This window comes from Streptomyces sp. NPDC048211 (genome assembly GCF_043202315.1).
In the GTDB taxonomy this organism is placed as follows: domain Bacteria; phylum Actinomycetota; class Actinomycetes; order Streptomycetales; family Streptomycetaceae; genus Streptomyces.
The window spans coordinates 1444045-1460757 of the sequence record NZ_JBIDAD010000001.1 but is presented as its reverse complement, the minus strand read 5'-3'; the positions used below and the strand labels follow the sequence as shown (position 1 = coordinate 1460757).

Below are 16713 nucleotides of genomic sequence, written 5' to 3'. Positions count from 1 at the left end.
TGCGCCGGTTTGTCGCAGGGGAGCGAGGGGCTACGGCGCCATCGGGGGGCTCGCCACCTTGAGGGCCAGCCACAGCTCCATCCGCACGTCCGGGTCGTCCAGCGAACGGCCCAGGATCTCTTCCACGCGTCGCATGCGGTAGCGCAGGGTGTGCCGGTGGACGCCCAGGTCCGCGGCGGCGGCGTCCCACTGGCCGTGGTGGGAGAGCCACGCCCGCAGAGAGGCGACGAGGTCGCCCCGCCCCTTGGCGTCGTGTTCGTACAGGGCACGGAGCATGCCGTCGGCGAAGGCCCTGACCGCGTCGTCGGCGAGCAGCGGCAGTACGGATCCGGCCGCCAGCTCCTCGTGCTCGACCAGGGCCCGGCCGCGGCGGCGGGCCACCGAGAGTGCCTGTTCGGCCTGCTTGTACGCGGCCGAGACGGCGATCGGTCCCGCCGGGGCGGAGAGGCCGACGACCACCTGACCGTCCTCCGCGGCCGGTTCGCGCGGAGGCGCGGCCTCCTGGGCCTCGGCGTAGGCGGCGCAGGCGGCGACCGCGGCCCCGCCGTCGGCGGCGAGCACGACGAGGCGTTCGCCCTCGGGCACCGTGAGCAGCGCCTCCCCGGACCGGGCGGCGGCCGTCTCCATGGCCTCGGTCAGCTGCGCCGTGGTCGAGGGTTCCGCGGCCTCGGCGATGAGCAGCCGGAAGGGCGCGTCCAGCAGCCCGCCGTACAGATCCCCGGCGACGCCGCGGGCGTGGTCGGGCTGGCCTGCCAGGAGCATGCGCAGCACCGCGGCGCCGAGCCGCTGTTCGGCGCCCTGGAGGGAACGGGAGCGGGCCGTGGTGAGGGTGAGCAGGGCGACCGCCGAGTGCACCGCGTAGCGCTCCGCGGTGCCGAGCGCCGCCCCGGTGCCCACGGCCAGTGCGCCGCGGGCCCGCCGGCCGGTGCCCAGGGACTGGAGCTCGACGCGGTCGTCGCTGTCGCCGACGACGACGCTGGCCGGCGCCGGACGCTCCCGCAGGCGTTCCACGTCGGGGGTGAGCCGGGCGGCGCGGCGGGCCGCCCAGTCGGGGGCGGCGGCGACGACGGCCCCGGAGGCGTCGTACAGCGCGGCCCAGCCGTCGACATGAGCGGCGAGCCGGGTGAGGAGTTCCGCGGGGCCGTCGCCCGCGAGGGCCGCCCGGGTGAGTTCCCGCTGTGCCTCGAAGCCCGCGGTGACGGCCCGGTACTGATCGGCGGCGATCTCCGAGGAGACGGCCTTGGCGATGGCGAGGAACGGGGTGCGGCGCGGCACTTCGAGCAGGGGCAGCCCGGCTTCCTCGGCGGCGTCGACCAGGGGCTGCGGTACGTCGTCGTAGGTGACCCCGACCGCGAATCCCAGCCCGACGACTCCGGCCCCCGCCAGCCGTCGTACGTACCGCCGCATCACGTCCGGGTCCTCCGCGTCCAGGTTGGTCGCGGTGACCAGGAGGAGCTCCCCGCCTTCCATGTAGGGGACGGGGTCGGCCAGCTCGCTGGCGTGCGCCCAGCGCACGGGCGTGTCGAGCCGGTCCGCCCCCGCACGCACCGTGAGTTTGAGCGCCGAGTGCTGGACGAGCGAGGCGAGAGTGGGGGGCATGGGGATCGGGGGACCTTTGGGAGGGGACGGGGGCATCGAGCAGGGGCCGCTCCGTGTGCCGGCACGGCTGCCACGCGGGGCGGCATTGGCCGCTGCGTATGAACGGCTCACCCCGATTCTGCCAGGACGGACAGGTCGTCCGCGCTCGGTCAGTCGCGAAGGTCCACCAGGAGCGGCGGCGCGTGCTCGCCCCGGACCGTGGTCAGGGAGAGTACGGCGTGGCCGCTGGGCACGCGGTGCGCCAGATCGGAAGCCGACCAGCGCTCACGTTCGACCTTGCGCACGGTGACCGCGTCGGTCGTCACGGCTTTCCCTGTGGCCAGCTTGCGCAACGCGTGCATGGCACGGGTGAGGGGCTGGTCGGCGAAGACCGTGTGTTTGGCGACCTCCGTGGTCTCCACCCATTCGGTCCCCCACGCCTTCGCGAAGAGCTGTCCGTCCCAGGTCGTCACCCCGGAGAACGTCATATGGCAGCCGACCGAGCCGAGCAGCGCGGTGTGCAGGCTCTCCGGCACGTCGCCGAGCGCGCGCAGCGTGAACAGGACCCCGGCGTTGGAGTTCCGCAGGCGCTGCACGGCCCGTACGGACTCGGACGTGAGGGCGTGGGTGGCGTCGTCCAGAGCCAGGAAGGCGAACAGGGAACGGTCCCTGCGGGCGGCCGCGCCCGAGGTGAACTGTGCGAGCACCAGCCTGGTGATGATGCGCGAGGCCTCGGGGTGGGCCCGCTCCGGCAGGTCGATGCGGACCCGCAGGGGGTGCTCAAGGGTGCGGAGCGAGAAGGGACGGGTCTCACCGGTCGTGTCGAAGAATCCCGCGAAGGCCGGACGGTCCAGGACGGCGATCCGGTCGGCGAGAGTGAGCCCCGGATCGCCCGGCGCTCCCGACTGTCGCGCACGGGCGTCGAGCTCGCGGATGTACGAGTGGTGCGCGTCCGTGTCCAGCCGGGCGCGCAGGTCCGCGGTCGCGGCCGACGACCCGTCGAGCAGCTCACGCAGCACCGGGATCGCCGGGAAACGCCCATGGGCCGCGCGATAGGGCCCGATGAGCTGGGCAAGAGCGGTCGCGGCCCGTTGCACGTCCACCTCGGGCACGTCACCGGCGAGGGCCTCGGCCAGCATGGCCGCCGCCTCGTCGGGGTTGTCGGTGCCGCCGTAGAGGTCGAAGTCGTGGACCGAGGCGGGGTCACCCGGCCTGACGACCACGTCGAAACCGTTGTCGTGGCCCAGCTGGGTTCCCGAGGCGCAGACCGCGACCACAGCCGCCTTGCCGGCGAGGGCCTGGAGAGCGAGTGATTCCACGACGGGCCGCACCACGTGCCGGGTCTTGCCCGAGCCGAAGGGACCGACCGCGAGCAGCGAGGAACCCAGGGAGCGCGGGTCGACGGCGGCGCCCGCGCCCCGGCGGGCCGCCGGGTTGCGTTCGAACTCCGCGTACCGGCCGAGACGCACCTGTGCGGTGAGCAGGTCGTGGGTGGCGGTACGGACCGGGAGGTCCCGGTCGCCGGACGGATGCAGACAGGCGTGTGCGCCCTGGCCGAGCACGGCGTCGGCGAACCGGCCGAGCTTCGAGGCGTCGGCCTGCACGGAGGCCCAGGCGCGCCGGATCCGTACGAAGTCGACGTCGTTCATGCGCCCGGCCCGCTCGTCCGCCATCAGACGATCCGCGACCGCCGTCTGACCGGCGGTGCGGAGCTGGGGCCAGTCGGCGGGGTTCGCGTCAGGCGTCGCCGCCTCCGGCTCCCTCTTCCCTCCGGCGAGGGACCCCCGCACGCAGGTGAGCCAGTCACCCGCCCGGGCGATGGGGAACAGGATCACGGCGGCGCCCACCAGGTGGTAGACGGTGCCGAAATGCTCCAGGCTCGCCGCGTTCTGCTCGTTCGTGCCGCCGAACAGCCACGAACGCGGCGTGAGTCCGAGGACCAGATAGTAGAAGGGCAGCAGATCGTCGGCCTTCACGAAAGCCCAGACGAGTACGGCACCGACCAGTGCGGTGCGCAGCGCCCGGCCGGGCTGGGTGGGGACGACGGCATACCGGCGGAAGACCTCGTACCAGTTGCCCAGCCGGCCGAAGCCGTAGATCACCAGACCGGCGACCAGGCTGTTGTAGATGTAGATGGCGTTCTGGGCCGCCTCAGGCCGTTCGAGACCCCACCAGTCGGTCGGCGTCACCAGCTCAAGGAGGATCCTGCTGTGCGGAATGTACCCATTGCGCCACAGCGACCAGACGAGAACGGCCGCGAGCAGCGCCACGACCGCCCCGCCGATGAGCGCACGGTCGGGCACCCGGTCCGGGTCCTGCTCGGGACGCGGGGTGTGACCCAGTCGCCACAGGCCCGGCTCGGCGGCCGCGCGCGGAGTGCTCAGCCAGTCACGGAGCGAGGGCCCCGAAGCGGGCGCGTACCCCGGACGGGGCGGGAGTCCGGACGGGGGCGGGCCGGCGGGCCTCGGCACCGGAGGGCCGGAGCGGGTACCGCGCGAGTCGTACGTGCCCTCGGTGTCCATGTGCTGTCCCTCGTCCCCTGACCAGCGCCGACCGGTAACTCCGGGCGCACGCACCCGCAGTCAACAATCTAGTGCCCCGCGCCACCCCGCCGGACGCGGTCCGTCAGGGATGTCTTCGGGGCTTGCCGGGGGCGCCACGGCCTCGGCCACGCACCCCCACTATGTCCGCGACGGACAACGCGGTCCGGCCACCACTCCCGATCGGAGCATGCCGGACCCCCGCCCCCACCCCTAGGGTCTGTACCGAGTTGCCCCACGGCGTCACGGGGCTGGGCACGCGCGCTCGCGGCGTTGCCGAAACGCCCTGGTAGCTCCGCTACCAGGGTGCTCCGGCGCCTTGCGATCGCATGCACCCAGCCCCGTTCCTTCGTCCGCGGTACAACTCGGCACAGGCCCTAGCCTGCAGAAAGAGAAGCGTCCGAAACACCCCCAGGAGCCCCGCATGACCGCAATTCCGCAGGAGCGCCGCGTTGTCACTGCCATTCCCGGCCCGAAGTCGGTGGAGCTGCAGGCCCGCCGGCTGGCGACGGTCGCCGCAGGTGTGGGCTCCACTCTGCCGGTGTTCACCGCCCGCGCCGGCGGCGGGATCATCGAGGACGTGGACGGGAACCGTCTGATCGACTTCGGTTCCGGCATCGCCGTGACGTCCGTCGGCGCCTCCGCCGAGGCCGTCGTGCGCCGCGCCTCCGCGCAGCTCGCCGACTTCACCCACACCTGCTTCATGGTCACGCCGTACGAGGGCTACGTCGAGGTCTGCGAGCAACTCGCCGCGCTCACGCCGGGCGACCACGCCAAGAAGTCCGCGCTGTTCAACTCGGGCGCCGAGGCCGTCGAGAACGCGGTGAAGATCGCCCGCGCCTACACCAAGCGCACCGCCGTCGTCGTCTTCGACCACGGCTACCACGGCAGGACCAACCTCACGATGGCGCTGACGGCGAAGAACATGCCGTACAAGCAGGGCTTCGGCCCGTTCGCGCCCGAGGTCTACCGGGTGCCGGTGGCGTACGGCTACCGCTGGCCGACCGGTGCCGAGAACGCCGGCGCGGAGGCCTCCGCCCAGGCCATCGACGAGATCACCAAGCAGATCGGCGCGGACAACGTCGCCGCGATCATCATCGAGCCGGTCCTCGGCGAGGGCGGCTTCATCGAGCCGGCGAAGGGCTTCCTGCCGGCCATCGCGCAGTTCGCGAAGGACAACGGCATCGTCTTCGTCGCCGACGAGATCCAGTCCGGCTTCTGCCGCACCGGTCAGTGGTTCGCCTGCGAGGACGAGGGCATCGTCCCGGACCTGATCACGACCGCCAAGGGCATCGCGGGCGGCCTTCCGCTCTCCGCCGTGACCGGCCGCGCCGAGATCATGGACGCGGCGCACGCCGGCGGCCTCGGCGGTACGTACGGCGGGAACCCCGTCGCCTGCGCGGGAGCGCTCGGCGCCATCGAGACGATGCGCGAGCTGGACCTGAACGGGAAGGCGAAGCGCATCGAGGAGGTCATGAAGGGCCGGCTGGCCGACATGCAGTCGAAGCTGCCCAACGGCGACCTCATCGGGGACATCCGCGGCCGCGGCGCGATGATCGCCATCGAGCTGGTGAAGGCGGGCACGAAGGACCCGAACCCGGAGGTCGCCGCGCAGCTCGCGAAGGCCTGCCACGCCGAGGGCGTTCTCGTCCTCACCTGCGGCACGTACGGAAACGTCCTCCGCTTCCTGCCGCCGCTGGTCATCGGTGAGGACCTGCTGAACGAGGGCCTCGACGTCATCGAGCAGGCGTTCGCCGGAGTCTGATCCCACGGGCGTGGTTTCCGGGGCTCCGCACGGCGTTTTCTCCGGGGATGCCCGGTGCCCAGGTGAGGGCCTGTGAAGAAGGTGTGCGGGGGCGATGGCGGGATACCGTTCGACCTGTCGGTCCCCCCATCGCCTGACGTACGGTTTCCGCAGATGAGAGATACACCCCGCCCGCAGGGGACTGCGGGCGATACCGGGTCGGAGCTTCCCCGGCACCGTCCTGGTTGTGCCTTCGCGCACGCCACTGGAGCCTCCGGCTCCGGAACTCCTCACCGATCGGATGGCCGCCCGTCCCACACCCCCCGGGGCGCGCGGCAAGCCGGTCCCACCGTCCGGCCCGGAACAACCCCCCCTGTTCCGGGCCGGACGGCCCTTTTCTTCTCCCTGGTATCGGGCCTGTCGGCCCTGTTCGCGCTCATCACCTGGCAGATCGAGGCCGACGGGCCGCTGCGCCGCCTGGACGAGCGCGCCGGCCGGGCCCTCGTCGGACACGGCCCGCAGTGGCTCACCGAATGCCTCGCCGATCTCGGCAACATGCAGGTCGCGCTCCCGGTCCTCGGCTGCGCGGTCGTCCTGACCCTGCTGCGCGGCGAGCGCCGGGCCCCCCTCGCCACCGTCCTGGCCATGGTCGCGGTGCCGCTGCTCGTCGTCCCGCTCAAGGACTGGATCGCCCGTCCGGGGCCGCTGACGGATGCCACCGGCTACTACCCCTCGGGCCATGCGGCGACAGCCGCGGTCGCCTACGGCGCCGCGGCGCTCCTGCTGGCCCCGCACGTGCGGCGCTCATGGATGATGCCCGTCGCCGCCGTCCTGATGACGGTGGCGACGGGCATCGGTCTGGTGCTCCGCGGCTACCACTGGCCGCTGGATGTGCTCGGCAGCTGGTGCCTGTGCGGGGTGATGCTGGTGGCGCTGTGGCTGGTCAGCCGCCGAAGTAGGCGTCGAAGTTCTTCGAGAACTCCCAGTTGTTGAAGCGGTCCCAGTTGATGGACCACGTCATCAGTCCGCGCAGACCCGACCACGTCCCGTGCGTGGCGTACGAGCCGCAGTCGGTCTTCTTCGTCAGGCAGTTCAGCGCCTTGGTGACCTCGGCCGGCGAGGTGTGTCCGTTGCCCGCCTGGGTGGAGGCCGGCAGGCCGATGGAGACCTGGTCGGGGCGCAGGCCGGGGAAGACCTTCGTCTGGTCGCCCGCGACGGGGAAGCCGGTCAGCAGCATGTCGGTCATCGCGATGTGGAAGTCGGCGCCGCCCATCGAGTGGTACTGGTTGTCCAGACCCATGATGGAACCCGAGTTGTAGTCCTGGACGTGCAGCAGGGTGAGGTCGTCGCGCAGGGCGTGGATCACCGGGAGGTAGGCCCCGGCGCGCGGGTCCTGACCGCCCCACGGCCCGGAGCCGTAGTACTGGTAGCCGAGCTGCACGAAGAAGGTCTCGGGGGCCATCGTGAGGACGAACTTCTCGCCGTACTTGGCCTTGAGGGTCTTCACCGCGGAGATCAGGTTGACGATGACCGGCGTGGTGGGGCTGCGGAAGTCCGTGTCGCCGGTGTTCAGCGAGAGCGAGTGGCCCTCGAAGTCGATGTCCAGGCCGTCGAGGCCGTATTCGTCGATGATCTTGCTGACCGAGGAGACGAACGTGTCACGGGCAGCGGTGGTGGCGAGCTGCACCTGGCCGTTCTGGCCCCCGATGGAGATCAGCACCTTCTTGCCGGCGGCCTGCTTGGCCTTGATGGCCGCCTTGAACTCGGCCACGGACTCGACGTTCGGGCACTCGGTGACCGGGCAGAGCGAGAAGCGGATGTCTCCGGAGGTGACGGAGGTCGGCTCGCCGAAGGCCAGGTCGATGACGTCCCAGGAGTCGGGCACGTCCGCCATGCGCGTGTAGCCGGAGCCGTTGGCGAAGCTGGAGTGCAGATAGCCGACGAGCGCGTGGGCCGGCAGGTCCGTGCCGCCCCCTCCCCCGGTGCTGCCGGTGGCCGTGGTGGCGGAGACGGCGGCGGACTTCGCGGACTCGCCCGCGGAGTTGGTGGCGCTGACCTGGAAGCTGTACGCGGTCGAGGCGGCCAGACCCGTCACCGTCGCCGAGGTGCCGCTGACCGAGAGGACCTTCGTGCCACCCCGGTAGACGTTGTAGCCGGTGGCACCCGTGGCGGCGGTCCAGGACAGCGGGACCGAGGAGGCGGTGGGCGTGCCGGCCTTGAGGCCTGCGGGGACCGCCGGAAGGGCGACCGGGTCGCCGCCGGGGCCGACGAGGGTGAGGTCGTCGGCGTAGTAGGCGGGGGTGCCGTACCAGCCGTGCGTGTACACGGTGACCGAGGTGGTCGACGGGCCCGTCTTGAACGTGGTGGTGAGCTGCTTCCAGTCCCCGGCGGACTGCGTCCACGTGGACACGTCCGTCGTGCCGGTGCCCTCCGCACCCAGGTAGACGTAGCTGCCCTGCACCCAGGCGCTCAGCGTGTACGTGGAGCCGGGCTTGACCGTCACCGCCTGGGAGCACTTGGCGTTGTCGCTGCCGGCCGGGGTCGCCTTCAGCGCCGAGGTACCCCCGTGTACGGGCGTGCTGACAGCGGCTCCGCTGCCGCCCGTACAGTTCCAGCCGGTCAGGCCGGCTTCGAAGGTGCCGTTGCGCGCCAGATCGGCGTCGGCCGCGGCGGCGCCCGGTGCCGTGGCGGCCAGCCCGCCGACAGCCAGCAGGGCAGCCGAGAAGGCGGCCAGAAGTCCGGTCATGCGGGCGGGGGGTCCCGTGCGTTCCACAACGGCCTCCGTGCAGGGGGGAATTGGGTGTGGCGCACAACATGGTCCAGACCAATCAGGTTGTCAAGACCTCTGGCACCCAGCCCTCTAATCCCTGCTTCCCGCCGCGGCTTCGTGCATCGCCAGTTCCAGCAGCGTGGCGTCGGTGAGTGTGCCGGACCCGTCCGGCGGGATCAGCCAGCGGACCCCGCCGACGGCTGCCCGCCCCGGGTGGGGGACCACGATCCAGGTGCCCCGGCCCGCGCCCCGTACGCCCGTGCCCACCCAGCGGGAGACCGTGCCCGGCGGCACGAAGAAGCCCATGCGGGCGTCACCGAAGTCGGAGAGGACCGGGCCCGGCCGGTCGATGAGGCGGGTGAGCACGTCGAGCGTCGGATAGCCCAGTTTCCCCGGGAGGATCAGCACGTCCCAGCGCCGGCCGGCGGGCAGGAGCGCGATCCCTCGCGGATTGCGCTCCCATTCCCACCGGCAGGCGTCCGGATCCGGCGCCACCGAAGCGAGCCATCCCACTGCTGCCTTGACCTCCGCGCCCGTCATGGCCGGCCTCCATTCCGTGTCGCACCGGCAGGAGTTGCCGGTGCGTTCACCCGGGAGACAGGGGTCGGGCCGATCCATTACGCGGGTTCGGCTACCAATCGGTAGTGAGCTGGGTCACGGAGGCCGCGGCGCTCGCGCCCCGTGACTCAGCTGTCGAAGCCGAGACCCACGCGGTCCATCGTCCGCAGCCACAGATTGCGGTGGCCGCCGTTGTCGTCGGCCCTGGCCAGCGACCGCTTCGTGAGTTCGATCCCGGCCCAGGCGAGCGGCTCCGGCGGGAACGGCATCGGCTTGGTCCGCACCATCTCCAGCGTGGTGCGCTCGGTCCGGGCCCCCGCGAGGAGGTCGAGCATGACATCGGCTCCGAACCGGGTGGCGCCGACGCCGAGGCCGGTGAATCCGGCGGCGTAGGCGACCCTGCCCTGATGGGCCGTACCGAAGAACGCGGAGAACCGGGAACAGGTGTCGATCGCACCTCCCCAGGCATGGCTGAATCGCACGCCGGCCAATTGCGGGAAGCACGCGAAGAACTGTCCGGCGAGTTTCAGGAACGTCTCGGGACGCTGGTCGAGTTCGGCGCTGAGCCGGCCGCCGTACGGATAGATGGCGTCGTATCCGCCCCACAGAATCCGGTTGTCGGCGGAGAGCCGGAAGTAATGGAATTGATTGGCGCTGTCGCCCAGCCCCTGCCGGTTCTTCCAGCCGATGGCGGCGAGCTGGTCCTCGGTCAGCGGTTCGGTCATCAGCGCGTAGTCGTAGACCGGGACCGTGTAGGGGCGGACCCGCTTCACGAGCGACGGGAAGATGTTCGTCCCCAGGGCCACGCGGCGGGCGAGGACCTTTCCGTACGGCGTCCGGACCGCCATTCCGGTTCCGGTTCTGGCCAGTTCCAGCCCGCGGGTGTGCTCGTAGATCCTCACCCCGAGGTCGAGACAGGCCTGCTTCAGCCCCCAGACCAGCTTGGCCGGATGCAGCATCGCGACCCCCCGCCGGTCCCAGAGACCGCCCAGGAATGTCGGTGAGTCGACTTGTTCACGCAGCTCGTCCCGGTCGAGGAACTCGGTTCCGCCGAAGCCGCGCCGCTCGGTCTCCTGATGCCATTCCCGCAGTTCTTCGAGCTGGTGGGGCTGGGTGGCGACATCGATCTCGCCGGTCCGCTCGAACTCGCAGTCGATGGAGTAGCGGGCCACGGCCGCCTCGATGGCGTCGAGGTTGCGCGCGCCCAGTTCCTCCAGCTTCCCGATCTCGTCCGGCCAGCGCTCCAGGCCGTTGGGCAGCCCGTGGGTGAGGGAGGCGGCGCAGAATCCGCCGTTGCGACCCGAGGCGGCCCAGCCCGTCTCGTGCCCCTCGATCAGTACGACATCGCGTTCCGGTTCGCGTTCCTTGGCGAGCAGCGCGGTCCACAGTCCGCTGTAGCCTCCCCCGATGACGAGGAGGTCGCAGTGCTCGTCCCCGGTGAGTGCGGGAAGCGCCTCGGGCCTGCCGGGATCGTCCAGCCAGAACGACACCGGTTTCGCGTCGGCGAGTGAATGTGCGGCAGTACGCATGGCAGCTGGGGCCATGGTTTCCAACTCCTTCGGGACTTTCAGGGTCGTGCGTTCTTCCGCCGGTTGGCGATCAGCTGGCCGGCGAGTACCACCAGTACCGCAATGATGAACATCGCCGTACCGATGACGTTGATCTGCACGGGTGTGCCGCGTTGTGCCGAGCCCCAGACGAACATGGGGAAGGTCACGGTCGAACCCGCGTTGAAATTGGTGATGACGAAATCGTCGAAGGAGAGCGCGAAGGCGAGCAGCGCTCCCGCGGCGATTCCGGGGGCGGCGATCGGCAGGGTCACCCGCACGAAGGTCTGCACCGGTCCGGCGTACAGATCGCGGGCCGCCTCCTCCAGCCTCGGGTCCATCGACATGACGCGCGCCTTGACGGCCGTCACGACGAAACTGAGGCAGAACATGATGTGGGCGATGAGGATCGTCCAGAAGCCCAGCTGCGCGCCCATGTTGAGGAAGAGCGTGAGCAGCGAAGCGGCCATGACGACCTCGGGCATCGCCATCGGCAGGAAGATCAGCGAGTTGATCGCGCCGCGCGCCCGGAACCGGTAGCGGACCAGCGCGAACGCGATCATCGTGCCGAGCACGGTCGCCCCGATGGTGGCCCAGGCGGCGATCTGCAGGGACAGCGAGAGCGAGCCGCACATGTCGGCGACGCCGCAGGGGTCCTTCCAGGCGTCCAGCGAGAAGCGCTGCCAGGAGTAGTTGAAGCGGCCGTTGGGCTTGTTGAAGGAGAACACCATCACGACGATGTTCGGCAGGATCATGTAGGCGAGGGTCAGCAGACCCGCGATGACGATCAGATGGCGTCGCAGCCAGCGCAGTACGGGCATCAGACCAGGTCCTCCGTCCCGGAGCGGCGGATGTAGACGGTGACCATGACCAGGACGACCGCCATGAGGATGAAGGAGAGCGCGGCCGCCGTCGGATAGTCGAGGACGCGCAGGAACTGGGTCTGGATGACGCTGCCGACCATCTTGGTGTCGGTCGATCCCAGCAGTTCCGCGTTGACGTAGTCACCGCTGGCCGGGATGAAGGTCAGCAGGGTCCCGGAGACGACCCCCGGCATGGAGAGCGGGAACGTCACCTTGCGGAAGGTGGTGGCTGGGGTGGCGTACAGGTCCCCGGCCGCCTCGTGCAGCCGCCCGTCGATCCGCTCCAGCGAGGTGTAGAGCGGAAGGATCATGAACGGCAGGAAGTTGTACGTGAGGCCGCAGACCACGGCCATCGGGGTGGCCAGGACCCGGTTGTTCTCGGTCCAGCCGAGCCAGCTGGTGACGTCCAGGACGTGCAGCGTGTTCAGGACGTCGACGACCGCGCCGCCGTCCGCCAGGATCGTCTTCCAGGCGAGCGTACGGATCAGGAAGCTGGTGAAGAACGGGGCGATGACCAGGACCAGCACCAGGTTGCGCCAGCGGCCGGCCTTGAACGCGATGAAGTACGCGAGCGGGTAGCCGAGGAGCAGGCACAGGACCGTCGCGGTGCCGGCGTACAGCAGGGAGCGGATGAACTGCGGGTAGTAGTCGGTCAGCGCGTCCCAGTAGGTCTGGAAGTGCCAGGTGACCTCGAACCCCTTCTCCAGGGATCCCGTCTGTACGGAGGTCGACGCCTGGTAGACGAGCGGCAGCGCGAAGAACACGACGAGCCACAGGATGCCGGGGAGCAGCAGCCAGTAGGGGACGAGGCGCTTACGGGTGGAGGGCTTGCGCAGGACCGGCTCGGTGGCGGGGGCCGGTGGTGCCTCCTTGGTGAGGCTCACGCCGCGTCCTCCACCGTCTCCACGCCGGCGTCGATGTCCTGGGCGGCGTCCAGGCCGAAGGTGTGCGCCGGGTTCCAGTGCAGGACGACCTCGGCGCCGGGGGTGAGGCCGGTGCGGGATTCGACGTTCTGCTCGTAGACGTGCAGCGCCTTGCCCGCCGGGCTCTCGACCACGTACTGCGTGGAGACGCCGATGAAACTGGAGTCCACGATCCGGCCGGTGACCCGGTTGCGCCCGTCCGCTATCGCGTCCGCGTCGTCGGCGTGGACGAGCGATATCTTCTCCGGGCGGATGCCGAGCAGCAGCTTGCCGCCGTTCTCGGTGGGCCCGGCGCACCGGTCGGCCGGCAGCCGCAGCTTCCCGCCGCCGGCCGCCACGACGAGGTCGGCGCCGCCGGAGACGACCTCGCCCTCGATGAGGTTCGAGGTGCCGAGGAAGTTGGCGACGAACGTCGTACACGGGTTCTCGTACAGGTCGGCGGGGGCGCCGAGCTGCTCGACCCGGCCCGCGTTCATCACCGCGACGGTGTCGGCCATGGTCATGGCCTCCTCCTGGTCGTGGGTGACATGGATGAACGTGATGCCGACCTCGGTCTGGATGCGCTTGAGTTCGAGCTGCATCTGACGGCGCAGCTTCAGGTCGAGGGCGCCGAGCGGTTCGTCGAGCAGCAGCACCTGGGGGTGGTTGATCAGGGCGCGGGCCACGGCGACACGCTGCTGCTGGCCACCGGAGAGCTGATGCGGCTTGCGCTTCGCGAAGTCGCCGAGCTGGACGAGCTCCAGCATGTCGTCGACCTGTTTCTTGACCGATTTGATGCCGCGCCGGCGCAGTCCGAAGGCGACGTTCTCCGTGATGTCGAGGTGCGGGAACAGCGCATAGCTCTGGAAGACCGTGTTGACGGGCCGCTTGTACGGGGGGAGGCCGGTGATGTCCCGGCCGCCGAGCGAGATGGTGCCGGTGGTGGCCTCCTCCAGGCCCGCGATCATCCGCAGGGTGGTGGTCTTGCCGCAGCCGGACGCGCCGAGCAGCGCGAAGAAGGAGCCCTGCGGGACGTTCAGATCGAGCGGTTGGACGGCGGCGAACGAGCCGTACGTCTTGCTGATCCCGGTGAGGCGGACGTCGCCGCCTGTCTGCTGCTGTGTCATGGATCGCAGTCCCAGTGGTGTCAGAGGGAGATCAGGGGGAGATCGGAGAAGGGGGCAGGAGGAGGTGCGGGAGGTCAGGCGCCGATGAGCTTGGCGAACTTCTCCTCGTACGCCGTCTCTTCCTCGGAGCTGAGGGAGCGGAAGGCGTGCGACCTGGCGGCCATCGCCTTGTCCGGGAGGATCAGCGTGTTGGCGGCCATCGCCTTGTCGATCCTGGCGAGTTCCTCGCGGACCCCGTCGACTGGGCAGACGTAGTTGATGTACGCGGCGAGCTGGGCGGCGACCGGGGGCTCGTAGTAGTAGTCCATGAGCTTCTCGGCGTTGGTCTTGTGCCGGGCCTTGGCCGGGACCAGCATGTTGTCGCTGGAGGTGATGTATCCGGCGGCCGGGATCGCGAACTTGATGTCCGGGTTTCCGGCCTGGAGCTGGATGATGTCGCCGGCCCAGGCGACGCAGGCGGCGATGTCGCCCTTGTCGAGGTCGGCGGTGTAGTCGTTGCCGGTGAAGCGGCGTATCTGGTTCTTGTCGACGCCCTTCTGGAGCCGGCCTATCGCCGCGTCGTAGTCGGCGTCGGTGAACTTCCCGGGGTCCTTGCCCATGTCGAGCAGGGTCATCCCCACGGAGTCGCGCATCTCGGAGAGGAAACCGACCCGGCCCTTGAGTGTGGGGTCGTCGAGCAGCTGCGTCACGGAGTCGACCTTGCGGCCGTCGGTCGCCTTGGCGTTGTACGCGATGACGGTCGGGATACCGGTCCACGGGTAGGAGTAGGAGCGGCCGGGGTCCCAGTCGGGGGTGCGGAACTGGGGTGAGAGGTTGGCGAACGCGTGCGGCAGGTTCGCGGGGTCGAGCTTCTGGGCCCAGCCGAGCCGGATGATGCGGGCGGCCAGCCAGTCGGTGACGATGATCAGGTCGCGGCCGGTGTCCTGACCGGCCGCGAGCTGCGGTTTGATCTTCCCGAAGAACTCGACGTTGTCGTTGATGTCCTCGGTGTACTTGACCTTGATCCCGGTGCGTTCGGTGAAGGCGTCCAGGGTGGGCCGGTGCTTCTCGTCCTCGCTGACGTCCATGTACTCGGTCCAGTTGGAGAAGTTGATCTGCTTCTCCTTGGCCGAGTGGTCGTCCGAGGCGGCCGCCGCGTCGCCCTCGCGTTTGGCGGGCGGGATGCCGCACGCGCTCAGCGTCCCCAGTCCGCCGATCGCGAGCGCGCCGAGGCCTGAGGCGCGCAGCATCGACCGGCGGGTGAGGGCTCCCCTGCCGTGGGTCAGACTCCGGCGCATCGCGGCCATCTGGGCCGCGGAAAGACGCTCGGGCTCGTAACTCTCCATACGCGTTGCCCTTTCGGGTGGGTGGCGGCCGGACCGGCCGGGTTATCGGTCCCCGAAGATCGTGCGGTGCCAGTCCTTCCGGGCGACCGCGGTGTTGTCGTACATGACGTGCTTGACCTGCGTGTACTCCTCGAAGGAGTACGACGACATGTCCTTGCCGAAGCCGCTGGCCTTGTATCCGCCGTGCGGCATCTCGCTGATGATCGGAATGTGGTCGTTGATCCACACACAGCCCGCCTTGATCTCGCGGGTGGCGCGATTGGCCCGGTACAGGTCGCGGGTCCAGGCGGAGGCCGCGAGTCCGTAGGGGGTGTCGTTGGCCAGGGCGATGCCCTCGTCGTCGGTGTCGAAGGGCAGCACGACCAGGACCGGGCCGAAGATCTCGGCCTGGACGATCTCGCTGTCCTGCGCGGCCCCGGCGACCAGGGTCGGCCGGTAGTACGCGCCGTCCGCGAGGTCGCCGCCCGGGGCCTCGCCGCCGGTGACGACGGTGGCGTAGGCACGGGCGCGCTCGACGAAGGCGGCGACCCGGTCGCGCTGGGCGTGGCTGATCAGCGGGCCGAGGTCGGTCTTCGCGTCGAACGGGTCGCCCAGCCGGACGGTCTCCATCAGTGCGGCGACGCCCTGCACGAACGCGTCGTACAGCGGGCGCTGGACGTAGGCGCGGGTGGCCGCCGTGCAGTCCTGGCCGGTGTTGATGAGGGATCCCGCGACGGCTCCGTTGACCGCGGCTTCCAGGTCCGCGTCGTCGAAGACCACGAAGGGGGCCTTGCCGCCGAGTTCGAGGTGGAGGCGCTTGACGGTGGAGGTGGCGATCTCCGCGACGCGCTTGCCGACGGCCGTGGAGCCGGTGAAGGAGGTCATCACGACGTCGGGGTGACCGACGAGGTGCTCACCCGCGTCCTTGCCCGCGCCGGTGACGATGTTGATCACACCGTCCGGGATGCCCGCCTCGGTGGCCGCCTGCGCGAACATCAGCGAGGTCAGCGGGGTGATCTCGGCGGGCTTGAGCACGATAGTGTTACCGGCCGCGATGGCCGGCAGGACCTTCCAGGCGGCCATCTGGAGCGGGTAGTTCCAGGGGGCGATGGACCCGATGACCCCGATCGCCTCGCGCCGTACGTACGAGGTGTGGTCGCCGTCGTACTCGGCGGCGGACTTGCCTTCCAGGTGCCGGGCGGCGCCGGCGAAGAAGGAGGTGTTGTCGACCGTGCCGGGGACGTCGAACTCGGTGGAGAGCTTGACCGGCTTCCCGCACTGGAGGGACTCCGCGTAGGCGAAGTCGTCGGCCTGCTCGGCGAGGACGGCGGCGAAGCGGTGCATCGCCTCGGACCGTTCGGCGGGGGTGGCGCCCGACCAGCCGGGGAACGCGTCGCGCGCGGCGGCGACGGCCGCGTCGACATCGGCGGCGCCGGCCAGCTCGTACGTGTAGACGGTTTCGCCAGTGGCCGGATTCACCACCTCGTGCCTGCGTCCTGATGTGCCGGACCGCAGCCTTCCGCCGATGTACTGCGCGCCGTCCGCGAAGCGGTCCTGCACCTGGAAGCTGTTGCCCATCACGCTCTCCTCCGCCGCTGCCCCGCAGACCGGGGGCGGCGTAGCTTCTGCTCGAATTGACTGCCGATCCTGACAGAGGGGACCGAGCCCAACAAGTGATTCCGTTGTTGCCTTTTGGTTACGCGACGGAATCTGTCGACCATGTGTCGCGTCGGCACGGAATTCCCCGTACGTAGTGTCAGTGGCGGATGCCAGACTCGCG

General features: G+C 70.2%; 12 protein-coding genes. 2 read left to right on the top strand and 10 right to left on the bottom strand.

The window, feature by feature from the left end; all coding sequences use genetic code 11:
* Positions 1-30 precede the first annotated feature (30 nt).
* Together ACGFZA_RS06610 and ACGFZA_RS06605 are read right to left on the bottom strand one after the other, a co-directional pair.
* Positions 31-1599: a PucR family transcriptional regulator gene (locus ACGFZA_RS06610; protein ID WP_385281646.1), complete on the bottom strand. Its 1569-nt coding sequence runs from the start codon at positions 1597-1599 to the stop codon at positions 31-33.
* Between the two features lie 149 nt (positions 1600-1748).
* The gene (locus ACGFZA_RS06605) at positions 1749-4100 is read right to left on the bottom strand and encodes an ATP/GTP-binding protein (protein ID WP_393677535.1); all 2352 of its coding nucleotides are present in this window, start codon (positions 4098-4100) and stop codon (positions 1749-1751) included.
* 442 nt (positions 4101-4542) lie between these two features.
* On the opposite strand from ACGFZA_RS06605, the gene gabT reads away from it, so the two are divergent.
* Entirely contained in the window at positions 4543-5883 is a 1341-nt protein-coding gene (gabT, locus tag ACGFZA_RS06600) for a 4-aminobutyrate--2-oxoglutarate transaminase (RefSeq protein ID WP_385281640.1), read from the top strand.
* Positions 5884-6036: 153 nt separating this feature from the next.
* A complete protein-coding gene (locus ACGFZA_RS06595) occupies positions 6037-6855 on the top strand; it encodes a phosphatase PAP2 family protein (protein WP_393677532.1) in 819 nt (272 codons plus the stop codon).
* Here ACGFZA_RS06595 and ACGFZA_RS06590 read toward each other — a convergent pair.
* The 8 genes from ACGFZA_RS06590 to ACGFZA_RS06555 all read right to left on the bottom strand — a co-directional run bounded on the left by ACGFZA_RS06590 (position 6806) and on the right by ACGFZA_RS06555 (position 16511).
* Positions 6806-8635: a chitinase gene (locus tag ACGFZA_RS06590; protein ID WP_385281634.1), complete on the bottom strand. Its 1830-nt coding sequence runs from the start codon at positions 8633-8635 to the stop codon at positions 6806-6808. The genes ACGFZA_RS06595 and ACGFZA_RS06590 overlap by 50 nt on opposite strands.
* A gap of 87 nt (positions 8636-8722) precedes the next feature.
* Entirely contained in the window at positions 8723-9172 is a 450-nt protein-coding gene (locus ACGFZA_RS06585) for a hypothetical protein (RefSeq protein WP_393677529.1), read from the bottom strand.
* Between the two features lie 146 nt (positions 9173-9318).
* The gene (locus ACGFZA_RS06580) at positions 9319-10734 is read right to left on the bottom strand and encodes an NAD(P)/FAD-dependent oxidoreductase (protein ID WP_393677527.1); all 1416 of its coding nucleotides are present in this window, start codon (positions 10732-10734) and stop codon (positions 9319-9321) included.
* Positions 10735-10757: 23 nt separating this feature from the next.
* Positions 10758-11558: an ABC transporter permease gene (locus tag ACGFZA_RS06575; protein WP_393677525.1), complete on the bottom strand. Its 801-nt coding sequence runs from the start codon at positions 11556-11558 to the stop codon at positions 10758-10760.
* Entirely contained in the window at positions 11558-12484 is a 927-nt protein-coding gene (locus tag ACGFZA_RS06570) for an ABC transporter permease (protein WP_385281625.1), read from the bottom strand. Before ACGFZA_RS06570 ends, ACGFZA_RS06575 begins: the two co-directional genes overlap by 1 nt.
* A complete protein-coding gene (locus ACGFZA_RS06565; RefSeq protein WP_385281623.1) occupies positions 12481-13629 on the bottom strand; it encodes an ABC transporter ATP-binding protein in 1149 nt (382 codons plus the stop codon). Before ACGFZA_RS06565 ends, ACGFZA_RS06570 begins: the two co-directional genes overlap by 4 nt.
* A gap of 74 nt (positions 13630-13703) precedes the next feature.
* Positions 13704-14954: a spermidine/putrescine ABC transporter substrate-binding protein gene (locus ACGFZA_RS06560; protein WP_385281619.1), complete on the bottom strand. Its 1251-nt coding sequence runs from the start codon at positions 14952-14954 to the stop codon at positions 13704-13706.
* A 42-nt stretch (positions 14955-14996) separates the two neighbouring features.
* The gene (locus ACGFZA_RS06555; protein ID WP_393677521.1) at positions 14997-16511 is read right to left on the bottom strand and encodes a gamma-aminobutyraldehyde dehydrogenase; all 1515 of its coding nucleotides are present in this window, start codon (positions 16509-16511) and stop codon (positions 14997-14999) included.
* Positions 16512-16713: the final 202 nt, after the last annotated feature.